Genomic DNA, 12,863 nt, shown 5'->3' on the forward strand with positions numbered 1-12,863 from the left:
CCCACCAGTTGTATTTGAACTATTATTTTTTGGGGACTTTTCTCTATTAGGGTCACTTGATGGTGGCTTACTACTATTACGACTGTTGAGGCCGAGACGCTGACAAAGCAAATTAACGATAAGCAGTAATAAATCTAACGTTGTGCGCATAGAAGGCGATAATGTTTTATCGGCTTCTATCTGTTGTTTTATCTTTTCGACATTACTCTCAATATCGAGACCACTTACTTTCATTTTGCCTCATCATAGGAATAGGAAGAAAGTAGTTAGAGTAACGACTAAAAAGGATCAATCAAGTTGATCCTTTTTGATCTTCTATAAACTATCAAAAATGTGAATTAGGTGCTGAGTAGTTACGATTACGTTTACTATAAACACACCTTATATTTAAATGATATTCAGCTTATTACAACTTCAAATAACTATCTACTTATAGGTACAAATGTCAAATTAAAGTCTCTTTGCGAGTTTTAATATCATCTTTAAAATGTCATTTATCACCAACACCCCGTTAAAGGATTAACACAGATAATCGTTCGAAAATTGTTCACATCACGTCTAACACTGATATTCTATCTAGCGACTGAATAATGCATTTTGATTGGTAACAGGTATACCTACGAGAGCCATAAGACATAAGATCACACTTGTATAAAAAAATTAGCTGCTCACAAAAGCTAAAAATATGACTCAATGGCGTAAGTTATGCTTTATTTTTATAGCATTTAGGTATTTGTAAAGTTAGCGCAATAGCCAATCGAATAAAGTCGACAAAGGATTATACCAACACAACCTTTCAGCCACTATCTCAAAGAATAAAGTAACAGGAAAAGGAAAAGGAAAAGGAAAAGGACTTTTAATGTGGAATAGAAAATTACGCTTTATCTTATTAATTGTTTTGTTGATGTCTGGTTTTTTATTTATTAGCCTCGTTAGTTACTACACAGCCAATGAATCGATCAGAACACAGATAGCCAAAAGCACGTTACCACTCACCAGTGATAATATTTATTCAGAAATTCAACGCGATTTGTTAAGACCCATTTTTATTTCATCTATGATGGCCAAGGATACCTTTGTTCGTGATTGGGTAATAAACGGAGAAGAGGATGAAACAGCCATTGTTAAATACCTTAATGAAGTGCAATTACATTACGGCACAGTGACCAGTTTCTTTGTCTCGGATAAAACGCGTCACTATTACCATTCAACGGGGATATTAAAACCTGTCAGCGCATTAGATAAACAAGACGACTGGTATTTTCGAGTACAAAAAATGACGTCAGATTATGAGATTAATGTTGATGTGGATACAGCTAATCGCACGTCGTTTACTATCTTTATTAATTATCGAGTTTATGATTATGATGGTAGTTATATTGGTGCCATTGGGGTTGGTCTGGCCGTTAATGCAGTACAAAAATTAATAGAAAATTATAAAAATCGTTACAACAGAGAAATCTACTTTATTGATAAAAATGGTGAGATAGTACTCAGTGGCTTTGCTAGTAATACACATATTAATATCCATCAGAATCCAGGTTTGTCCGAATTTGTATCGCAGATACTTGATACAACCACAAATTCGATAGAGTACGAAGAAGACGGTCAAAAGCATTATCTTAATAGTCGCTTTGTACCTGAATTTGACTGGTACTTAATTGTTGCGCAGAAAGAAAATGAGGCTGAACAGCGAATTGAAAATACGTTAATCCTTAATTTAAGCGTTAGTTTTGTGATTTCACTTATTTTGGTTGCCTTTGTGCATTTAATTATCTCTGGTTATCAAAGAAAGTTAGAAACAATGGCTACCACGGATAAATTAACAGGCTGTGCTAATCGGCAAATTTTTGACGCCCTATTTAAACAAGCACACGCACAATCCAAAAGAACACAAACTTCATTATCCGCACTGATGTTAGATATTGATTACTTTAAAAAAATTAACGATACCTACGGACACCCGACCGGGGATGTAGTTTTAAAAACCTTAGTACAAGACGTAAAAAGCAATATTCGAGAATCTGATATTATTTTTCGATGGGGAGGTGAGGAGTTCTTAATTCTTTTACCTGAAAGTGGCAAAGACGAAGCCTATAAAGCGGCAGAGGTTGTTCGAAAAAGTATCGAGAATCTGATCATTACATTTGCTGGTAAATCAATTTCGGTGACGATTAGCATTGGTGTCAAAACGATGCTCACAGATGATACCCAAGAGACACTTTTCGAAGATGCAGATAAAGCTTTGTATTTAGCTAAAGAAAAGGGCAGGAATAGAACAGAGATTTATCATGATTCCGCTAAATAACTGATCACATACTTAATGAAATGACTATAATTAGAAGCTGAATATTTTTCAGTAACAGTATTTTTTCAGTAACAGTATGATGGTGAGTTAACTTTACTCACCATCATACTATCTATTAAAGACAGATTTATTAATGTACGGGTTATTAGCGCTTTCTTAATTCAAATAGGTCTGTGCGTCTATCTTTTAAGTTTTTCACACTTCCAAACTGATTAAGTTCGCGTAATAAATAAATATCAACATCCGCAATCAAGATCATTTCAGTATTAGGCGTTGCTTCTGCTTTGATCCCGTTAGCAGGAAAAGCAAAATCACAAGGAGTAAATACCGCTGACTGCGCGTATTGAATATCCATATTGTGCACTTTAGGTAAATTACCTACTCCACCAGCAATCGCCACATAACATTCGTTTTCAATCGCACGAGCATGGGAACAATTTCTGACTCGAGAATAACCATTTTGAGTATCAGTTAAGAAAGGTACAAATAAAATATCCATTCCTTCATCAGCTAGAATTCGGCTTAATTCAGGAAACTCCGAGTCATAACAAATTAAAACACCTATTTTTCCACAGTCCGTATCAAAAGCTTGTAGTTGAGATCCACCATCCATTCCCCAAACTTTAACTTCGTCGGGAGTCACGTGAAGCTTTTCAAAACGCTCTTTAGTACCATCTCGACGGCACAAATAACCGACGTTATAGAGTCGATCTCCGACTATTTCTGGCATGCTACCAGTAATAATATTGATATTGTAACTAATCGCTAAATCAGTAAATTTTTGAACTATTGTTTCCGTATGCTTAGCTAATTCACGTATTGCTTGCGGTTCACTTAGGTGATTATTTTCAGCCATCAAAGGAGCATTAAAAAACTCAGGAAACAATGCAAAATCTGAACGGTAACCCGCGACCGCATCAACAAAATATTCTACTTGTTCCATTAACTCATCAAGGTTTTTATAAGGTCGCATTTGCCATTGAATTAAACCAAGACGTACCAGCATTTTAGTTGGCACTTCTTTTTTGTTTATCTCTTCATAATAAATATTGTTCCATTTTAACAATACCGCATAATTATTAGAGCCTTTATCTCCCTCGAGGTAACCTTTTAAAATACGCGCAGGGTGAAAATCATTGGAGATTTGAAAATTTAAAACCGGATCATGGATCTCTTTACGTTTTACTTTATCAATGTATTGCTTAGGAGATAGCTCATTTGAATATTTGTGATAGTTAGGTATACGACCACCAAAGGTGATGCCTTTTAAATTTAATCTTTCACATAGCTCTTTACGGTAATCGTACAAACGACGACCAAGACGTAAACCTCTAAACTCCGCTTTAATAAAGACATCAATACCATATAAGGTATCACCCTCGTCATTATGGGTGTTAAAAGTATCTTTTCCCGTCCCTGTAATATCATCATAAGTATGAGCATCATTAAAGTCAGCATCATTAATACGTATAGAAAGTGCACAACCCGCCAACTGATTATTTACTTTAATAACTATCTGACCTTCGGGAAATTTACTAATTAACGATTGAATATGCTGCTCTTCCCAATAAGCACTCGCTAGAGAAACATTGGTGTAAGCCTCAATCATGGTCGTTTTTAGTTCCTGATAGTCATCAAGACTTAATATCGATAATTCTACATTCTCTATGTTTTGCATTGAACAATCCTACCTGACTTTATAGAAGCTTTGAGTATATTTTAGTTTTTCATTTGTTTATAGAAAATAAAAATATAAACCATAACGGAAAAACCGGTAAAAGTACGACAGCAAAAAGTCCACTATAGAAATATCACAATAGAAATGCCAGAAAGTGAAAATAAGTCGCTAGGCATCTAAGTCGTTAGTAAGTAACTAAGTAACTAAGTAATCGAGCAACAACGCCTGATTTAAAAAAGAATGGTGCTCCTATGTTTTTATTTACGGATAATTTTTCTCAATCATAGGCCTAACCACTAACTCATCAACACAGACATTGCCAGTTTGGCTTGCCATATAGATGATCGCTTCAACAACGCAGATCGGCTCAAGGTACTCAGGTCGTTCACTTTCTCTGAAAGGTGTATCTACGCCACCAGGATAAATTGCGCAGACTTTAATGCCTTCATTTCTAACCTCTTTTCTAAATACTTTAGTTAACCCATCCAAACCAGATTTAGCAGCGGTATAACCCGCTATCCCTTCATTTGCAAAGGAGCAAACCGTTGACATCACGTTAATGACCATGCCTTTTTGTTGTGTTTTCATGGATTGTTTATAGACCTGTTGCATAAACACACAAGGAGCGAGCATGTTAATTGTTAACATCTGCTGCAAGTCATTAATATCCATATTGACGACTGAATCTCTTGATGTGTTTGCACCGGCACAATTAATCAAAATATCAATATCTCCTAATTGCGTGGTTGCATTACTGACAAAGCTGGCAATCGCATCATAATCACTCAGTTCAAAAGCCTGATGGTAATGCTTTTCCTCCGTTAAACTTAGGTTAACCACACTCATCACAACATCTTGCATCTTTTGGCTAGAGCGACCGCAAAAAGCGAGATTGCATCCCAATGAAGCTAACCGCTCAACAAGCAAACGGCCAATGCCAGACGTTGCGCCGGTTACCAAAATATTTTTATGTTTTAACGTGACTGACATTAGACTTCCCCCTGAGACGGTATCGATAGGCTCATATTATTCCTTACATTCAAGCTGCGGTTAAAAACGATTGGATGAAGTGAACAATAACACCTCCAATATTCAACCTATCAAGCACTCCCTCCTTACCGAATAGTTAATTGATAAGTTTGAGATATGGTTAATAAAAGTAAACTATCACACACCAATATAGGGTTAATGGAGCGATTAAACGTTATTCTTTTCAGCAAAAGATATTATTTAAGTGTATATATGACTTATTGTTTTTGTTTTGACGAATACGATCACGCTTAATTTAAAACTACATAGCTAAAGTCATATAGTTAAAATTACATAGCTAAAACTACATAAGAATGGATTAAAACCATTTAATATTTATTTTTATAAGGTAAGTAATGTCTACAATAAAGGACGTAGCTAAAGAAGCCGGTGTATCGATTGCCACTGTATCTCGTGTTGTAAACAACTCTCCTAAGACCAGTAAATCAGCCATTGCAGCCGTGACTCAAGCGATGCAAAAGCTAGGCTATCGCCCGAATGAATCTGCCAGAGCCTTAGTCAGCCAAAAGACGAATACAATAGGTGTATTGGTGGGTGATGTTTCAGATCCCTTTTTTGGTTTACTGATCAAAACAGTCGATAAAATCGCCCATGAGCATGGTAAACACACACTTATTGGGAATGGTTATCACCACCCAGAAAAAGAGCGAGATGCCATAGAGTTATTAATTAAAAATCGCTGCGACGCTTTAATTATTCACTCTAAAAGGCTGACAGATGAAGAGTTAACTAGCTACGCACAAGAAATAAAGGGCTTGGTTGTGATCAACCGCTATATCGAAGCAATCGCCGACCGATGTATCTCACTTGATAACTATACCGGTGCTTACCTAGCCACCGATTATTTGATTCAACAGGGTCATAAAAATATTGCGTGTATTGCATCAAACCATACGATTGAAGATGCTAAAGACAGAAAAAAAGGTTATTTAGCCGCCTTAAAAGATAATGGTATTAGCTTATCAAGTGAATATATCGCTTGTAATGACCCCGATGCAGATGGTGGTATGGCTGCGATGAACAGTTTATTAACTTTATCCATTAATATAACAGCCATTGTTGCCTATAACGATTACATGGCAGCGGGTGCCCTGGCGGTAATTCATGACAAAGGTATCGCCATTCCCGAAGCACTGTCTATTATAGGATTTGATGACGGCTTACTTGCTCATTACCTATATCCTGCGTTAACGACAGTGCATTACCCTATCGCACTAATGGCTGAAAAAGCGGCATTATTAGCATTAAAACGTACCAATGATCTCAATATTGAGCCTGAACAGCTTCATTTCATCCCCTCTCTCGTGATCAGAAATTCGGTAGCAAAGGCCAATACTTAACTGCCATTCGCCATGGACAACTCTTTTAATACAGCCAATTTAATTATTCCCTACAGGACTACTTGGCACTTTATTTATATGTTTTTATTATCGTCATCGAGAATTAAAGGCTCATTAACAATCGATTAACAATCGATAAAATAAGTATTATGATATGTTTAAATTTGCTTTTTATTGTTTTAGTCAAAAGTGATCCAGCACACTAGTAAAATACATAAAAATAGAGTTTCATAAATAAAATTCCACTTCCCCCCGCCATGATTAACAAATGAATCTGCAAATAAAAAACCAATCCACACTTAATTTACAACATTAAAAAATAAAAAATAATCTTTAAAAATGAATAACTTAAAATTAAAATTAAATGTTATAAAAAGATAAAAACACACTTATCATTGTAAATTATGTTCAATTTTCTTTCCTATTTCTAAAATATCTAAATACCAATACTTAGCAAAAATGCTTTGTAATAAAGCGTAACAATCCCTATTAGCTCGCAAAAAGAAAAATATGTAAACGCTTACATTTGTTTTGCAAAGATGGTCACATTTACTTTACATTTATTAATCTAGACTCGCTTCAGTGGTTAAAGAGTGCTCGAAATACTCCCACCATTCTTAGGTAATTAATATTAATAATTGAGAAAGGACTTATCATGAAGAAATTAACTATGTTAGCGACTCTATGTGCTTCAATGACTTTTGGTCATTCTGCTATTGCAGATACCAAGCTAGGCTTTACTGTCTATAAATATGACGACAACTTTATGGCGGTAGTACGTCAAGCAATTGAAAAAGAAGCAGAAAAAGATGATGACATTGATCTCTTAATGAATGATTCTCAAAATAGTCAATCTATGCAGAATGACCAAATTGATATTTTACTTTCGCGTGGTGTTAAAGCACTTGCCGTTAATTTAGTGGATCCAGCAGCAGCGCCAGTCATTATCAAAAAAGCCAAAGAAGATAACATCCCAATTGTATTTTATAACAAAGAACCATCAGCTAAAGATTTAGCCAGTTACGACAAAGCTTACTTTGTCGGTACAGTGTCTAAAGATGCCGGCATTATCCAAGGCGAGCTAATTGCTAAGCAATGGGCTGAAAATCCAAAATGGGATCGTAACGGCGATGGTGTTATTCAGTTTGTTCTGTTAAAAGGCGAACCAGGTCATCCAGATGCAGAAGCACGCTCAAGCTATGTGATTAGCACTTTAAACGATAAAGGCCACAAAACAGAACAACTACATCTTGATACTGCTATGTGGGATACCGCAATGGCAAAAGACAAAATGGATGCATGGGTTTCTGGTCCAAATGGAAATAATATTGAAGTGGTTATTGCCAACAATGATGGCATGGCAATGGGCGCAGTTGAGTCATTAAAAGCAAACGGTAAAGCAGATTTACCTGTATTTGGTGTTGATGCATTAAGTGAAGCCTTAGCAATGGTTAAATCTGGCCAAATGGCAGGTACAGTACTAAATGATGCACCTAACCAAGCTAAAGCAACTTACGAACTAACACGTAATTTAGCGCAAGGAAAAGCAGCAGCAGAAGGTACTGAATGGAATTTAGTGGATAACGTAGTCCGTGTTCCTTATGTAGGTGTTGATAAGAGTACTATGGAATAACGTTTAAATAACGTTCGTTGACTCTGGTGGAAAAGCCCTCTTTTCCACCATTAATCCTACCGGAAACACTATTATGACCACAAATGTAGAAAATGAATTCCTGTTAGAAATGACTGGGATCAGCAAACAATTCCCCGGTGTAAAAGCACTCGATAAAGTGAATTTGAAGGTGCGTCCTTACTCGATTCATGCACTGATGGGTGAAAATGGCGCGGGTAAATCCACTTTATTAAAATGTCTCTTTGGTATTTATGAAAAGAATGAAGGCAAAATTGTTTTTCTTGGTAAAGAGATTAACTTTGAGTCATCAAAACAAGCGCTAGAAGCCGGCGTATCTATGGTACATCAAGAGCTAAATCAAGTATTACAACGTTCGGTAATGGATAATATTTGGTTAGGCCGATACCCTTTAAAAGGTTTCTTCGTTGACCATAATAAAATGTACACCGATACTAAAAAAATCTTCGAAGAATTAGATATTGATATCGACCCAAAAGTTAAAGTCGCGACCTTATCTGTTTCTCAAATGCAAATGTTAGAAATTGCTAAAGCCTTTTCATATGACGCTAAAATAGTGATAATGGATGAGCCAACTTCTTCGCTAAGCGAAAAAGAAGTCAGACATTTATTCAAAATAATTAATAAGTTAAAAGAAAGAGGATGCGGCATTGTTTATATTTCACACAAGATGGAAGAGATCTTTGAAATATGCGATGAAATAACCATTTTACGAGATGGTGTCTGGATTGAAACTCGTCCTTTAGCGGGCTTGGATATGGATCAAATCATTAATAAAATGGTTGGTCGTGACTTAACACATCGATTCCCAGAAAAAACCAATGTGGTTAAAGAAGTTATTTTAGAAGTAAAAGATCTCACCGCAACCAACCAACCTTCCATTAATCATGTCAGTTTTAATCTGCATAAAGGCGAAATTCTAGGGGTTGCTGGGTTAGTTGGCGCCAAACGAACCGATATAGTAGAGACATTATTTGGTATTCGCGAACGCAGCTCAGGCGAGATCCTTTTGCATGGTAAATCCGTTGCTAATAAAGATGCACACGCAGCAATCAATAATGGCTTTGCACTGGTAACCGAAGAGCGCCGAGCAACCGGAATTTATAGTAATTTAGATATAACATTTAACGCTTTGGTCGCGAATGTAGAGCAATACAAAACTAAAAGTGGTTTGCTCAGCAACAAAAAAATGAAAAGTGATACACAGTGGGTAATTGACTCCATGAGTGTCAAAACACCAACCCACGAAACTAATATTGGCTCACTTTCTGGTGGTAATCAGCAGAAAGTGATCATTGGTCGATGGTTATTAACAAACCCTGAAATTTTAATGTTGGATGAACCTACACGCGGCATTGATGTAGGTGCAAAGTTTGAAATTTACCAATTGATACTCAGCCTCGCTAACAAAGACAAAGGTATCATGATCATTTCATCTGAAATGCCTGAACTATTAGGCATCACAGACAGAATCTTGGTAATGAGTAATGGCCGCGTTGCAGGCATTGTGAATACCAAAGAAACCACTCAAAGTGAAATTTTAGCGCTTGCAGCACTCTATTTATAAAAGGATTTGACCATGGACACACTGAAGAAACTCGGCGGGATGCGCTACCTCAAAGAAGGTGGTATCTACGCGGTTTTATTTATTTTGTTAGCAGTTATTGTTATTCAAGAACCCTCTTTCCTAAGTTTGCGTAACTTAAGTAATATTTTAACGCAATCCTCTGTACGTATTATTATTGCATTGGGTGTAGCAGGCTTAATCGTCACACAAGGTACCGATTTATCCGCGGGTCGCCAAGTAGGTTTAGCAGCGGTATTATCGGCCACTTTATTACAAGCTTCGGACAACGTTAATAAAGTATTTCCGGACCTAGGCGATATTCCAATTGTAGCCGTTATCATTGCAGTCTGTGCTGTCGGTGCGTTAATTGGACTTATCAACGGTATTATTGTTGCCTATTTAAAGGTAACGCCGTTTATCGCTACTTTAGGCACCATGATCATCGTTTATGGTGTTAACTCTTTATACTTTGATACGGTAGGCGCATCACCGATTGCAGGTTTTGACGATCGCTTTTCTGAATTTGCACAGGGTTTCATTCGTTTTGGTGATTTTAAACTCTCCTATCTAACCTTCTACGCAGCCATTGCTATCTTTATTGTCTGGATCATTTGGAACAAAACGGTATTTGGTAAAAATATCTTTGCCATTGGTGGTAACCCAGAAGCCGCTAAAGTATCGGGCGTGAATGTACCTATCACGTTACTTAAAATCTATGCATTATCAGGTGTGTTTTATGCCTTCGGCGGTATGTTAGAAGCAGGCCGTATTGGTAGTGCAACAAACAACTTAGGTTTCATGTATGAGCTTGATGCGATTGCAGCCTGTGTCGTAGGTGGCGTTTCCTTTGCCGGAGGTGTAGGACGTGTACTTGGTGTTGTGACCGGTGTACTTATCTTTACCATTATTAACTACGGTATGACCTATATCGGTGTTAGCCCATATTGGCAATACATTATCAAAGGTAGCATTATCATCTTCGCTGTTGCCTTGGATTCAATGAAATATGCCAACAAAAAATAAACATTAGCGTGACATTAATTAAGGGCAAAGGTGAATTCTTTTGCCCTTAATGATTTAAAAAGGATCATTACATGTCTTTTAAAGGTAAAATTTTTTCAGTTTTAATTTTTATTCTTGTTCTTGCCATCTTCACCTCTTACCTCAGCGCAAACTTCTATATCAATAATTACATTTTTGAGACCAGTGTTAAGAGCACCACCAGCCAACTTAATCTAGTCAGAGATAAGTTAAATAGCGATATGGGCAGTAAAATTTTACTGGCTAATAATATTGATACAGGATCAAACAGCCTAGATGAATTACAAAAAGAGTCTGGTTTCTTTCGTATTAACAAGGTAATTCAAGGAATATTGTTTACTGATAAAGGTACCGAGACTGACCCAGCTAAAAAAGATCCTATTTTAAACATGCTTGTAAAAGCAGGCGATAAAATGAGTGTTAGTGATATTTTTTCAGAAAATGATAAAGCAGTGATCACAGTGACTATTCCAGGTAAAAATGGGCGAGGTAATATTTTCTTTCTCGATTTAACATATATTCAAACGTTACTCAAAAACGCTTCAATGCCAGGCAGTTATTTAACATTAAATGATCATGCCGGTTTCGCTTTATTTGATAATAAAGTCGATGGCGATCTACTTAAAGTAGAACACCAAATCAAAGTAGGCGATAAACAATGGCACTTAACGGGTTACATTGATAAATCCTACATTGCCCAGCAAACCAATAGCATCAATAGCGCGATCACTTTGGCATTATTCATCGCAGGATTAGTGTTACTTGCTTTGGGCATTTTTTTAGTGCGACTTGCTTATCGTCCCATCGAAAATTTACGCGACGTTGTTACCGACTTAGCAAGTGGTGAAGCAGATTTAACACGACGCTTAAAGGTCAGCAGTAAAGATGATCTTGGCTTAATCGCTACCGGTATCAACAGTTTCACAGAACATTTACAGCAACTTATGCAGGATGTTGCCGCCACAACAGAGCAACTAGATAACGGAGTAGCAAAAATCTCAAACACAGTATCACTCAATCATGATTTGTTAAATTCACATGCAAAGGAAACGGAACAAGCTGTAAGTGCAATCAGTGAAATGAGTGCAACGGCCGACTCTGTTGCCCAAAGTGCATTAAGCGCATCACGGCTCACTGAAGATTCATCGCAACAAGCTAAAGTCTGTAAAGGTTTGGTACGCCATTCAGTTAGCAGTATTGAAGCGCTAATCAATGATGTCGAAGAGATGTCGGCGTCAATTTTCACCCTCAACGATGACATCGCTAAAATTGGTAGCGTGCTGGGTATTATCGGTGGTATTGCTGAGCAAACTAACTTACTGGCATTAAATGCAGCCATCGAAGCGGCGAGAGCAGGTGAACAAGGGCGTGGTTTTGCGGTAGTTGCTGATGAAGTTCGCTCACTAGCTAGTCGTACACAGGCTTCTACAAAAGAAATTAATACGATGCTTTCACAACTACAAGCAGGTACCTCTTCCGTAGTGAATGCAGTAGAAAGCACCAAAGCGGGTTGTCAGGCTTCGGCTAAGGCCACGCAAGAGAGCACGACGTCATTAGATTTAATGACAAGTTCAATTGTAGAAATAAACGCGCTTAATATGCAAATAGCTGCCGCAGCTGAACAACAAAGTGTCACCACCAATGAAATATCACGCAATATGACTATGATTCAAAATATGGTTATAGAGCTTGAGAAAAATGACACAAAAACACTCAACAACAGTAATGAAATTAAAAATAATAAAACACAATTAGTGAAAGTAGTTGAGCATTTTAAATTAAGTTAAGTTAATTTTGTTAATAACTTAAAAAGTTTAAATTGGCTAAAACTAAAAAAACCACAGGTTATTTAACCTGTGGTTTTTTATTATCTATTTTTCAGACCCTGTAAATAATTAAGTATTTAACTAAAACTGTCGTTCAGCAGGGCGAAATCATGAAGCACCTTGCCCTGTAAGGACTCGCTCGATGTAATCTGTATTTCGATTGGCCTTCTTTTGTTTTCTCTTGATACTTGCTTTAAATGTTTTGTCCGCATTTAGCAGATTAAGTGCGGTATGACGCACCGTTGCATAGTTTTCTGCAGAATTTTCTCTTCTAACTCTGCTGGCATCTTCATGCATTGCGGTATCGAGTTTCCAATGCAGTTTAACTTCGATAGCCCAGTGTTCTCGAGCCGCATTAGCAAATTCATTAACACTTAAATCCGCGGAGCTAATATAGAATCG

The 12,863-nt window shown here is 36.9% G+C and carries 10 protein-coding genes; 6 read left to right on the plus strand and 4 right to left on the minus strand.

The window, feature by feature from the left end:
- Positions 1-234, minus strand: a 234-nt coding sequence (locus H592_RS22075) for a DUF6444 domain-containing protein (protein WP_037071619.1), incomplete at its 3' end; no start/stop codon positions are given.
- A 625-nt stretch (positions 235-859) separates the two neighbouring features.
- On the opposite strand from H592_RS22075, the gene H592_RS0110845 reads away from it, so the two are divergent.
- A complete protein-coding gene (locus tag H592_RS0110845) occupies positions 860-2,308 on the plus strand; it encodes a sensor domain-containing diguanylate cyclase (RefSeq protein WP_028868799.1) in 1,449 nt (482 codons plus the stop codon).
- A 145-nt stretch (positions 2,309-2,453) separates the two neighbouring features.
- On the opposite strand, the gene H592_RS0110850 is transcribed toward H592_RS0110845, so the two are convergent.
- Both H592_RS0110850 and H592_RS0110855 read right to left on the minus strand, forming a co-directional pair.
- Positions 2,454-3,986: a carbon-nitrogen hydrolase family protein gene (locus tag H592_RS0110850; protein WP_028868800.1), complete on the minus strand. Its 1,533-nt coding sequence runs from the start codon at positions 3,984-3,986 to the stop codon at positions 2,454-2,456.
- Positions 3,987-4,247: 261 nt separating this feature from the next.
- On the minus strand, positions 4,248-4,976 hold the full coding sequence (locus tag H592_RS0110855) for an SDR family oxidoreductase (protein WP_028868801.1): 729 nt from the start codon (positions 4,974-4,976) through the stop codon (positions 4,248-4,250).
- Between the two features lie 395 nt (positions 4,977-5,371).
- Here H592_RS0110855 and H592_RS0110860 point away from each other — a divergent pair, with 395 nt between their 5' ends.
- The 5 genes from H592_RS0110860 (at position 5,372) to H592_RS0110880 (ending at position 12,422) form a co-directional block, all read left to right on the plus strand.
- Complete coding sequence (locus tag H592_RS0110860; RefSeq protein WP_028868802.1) at positions 5,372-6,376, plus strand: substrate-binding domain-containing protein; 1,005 nt, start codon at positions 5,372-5,374, stop codon at positions 6,374-6,376.
- Between the two features lie 655 nt (positions 6,377-7,031).
- Positions 7,032-8,009 (plus strand): galactose/glucose ABC transporter substrate-binding protein MglB, encoded by a 978-nt coding sequence (gene mglB / locus H592_RS0110865; RefSeq protein WP_028868803.1) that lies wholly within the window; start codon positions 7,032-7,034, stop codon positions 8,007-8,009.
- Between the two features lie 73 nt (positions 8,010-8,082).
- Positions 8,083-9,594, plus strand: coding sequence for a galactose/methyl galactoside ABC transporter ATP-binding protein MglA (mglA, locus tag H592_RS0110870; protein ID WP_028868804.1), 1,512 nt, complete (start codon positions 8,083-8,085; stop codon positions 9,592-9,594).
- A gap of 12 nt (positions 9,595-9,606) precedes the next feature.
- A complete protein-coding gene (gene mglC / locus H592_RS0110875; protein WP_028868805.1) occupies positions 9,607-10,617 on the plus strand; it encodes a galactose/methyl galactoside ABC transporter permease MglC in 1,011 nt (336 codons plus the stop codon).
- Positions 10,618-10,688: 71 nt separating this feature from the next.
- A complete protein-coding gene (locus H592_RS0110880) occupies positions 10,689-12,422 on the plus strand; it encodes a methyl-accepting chemotaxis protein (protein ID WP_028868806.1) in 1,734 nt (577 codons plus the stop codon).
- Between the two features lie 147 nt (positions 12,423-12,569).
- Here the strand turns inward: H592_RS0110880 and H592_RS0110885 are convergent.
- On the minus strand, positions 12,570-12,863 hold a 294-nt coding region (locus H592_RS0110885), incomplete at its 5' end, for an ISAs1 family transposase (protein ID WP_028868807.1).

Origin of the sequence: Psychromonas arctica DSM 14288 (genome assembly GCF_000482725.1) — a bacterium.
GTDB lineage: Bacteria > Pseudomonadota > Gammaproteobacteria > Enterobacterales > Psychromonadaceae > Psychromonas > Psychromonas arctica.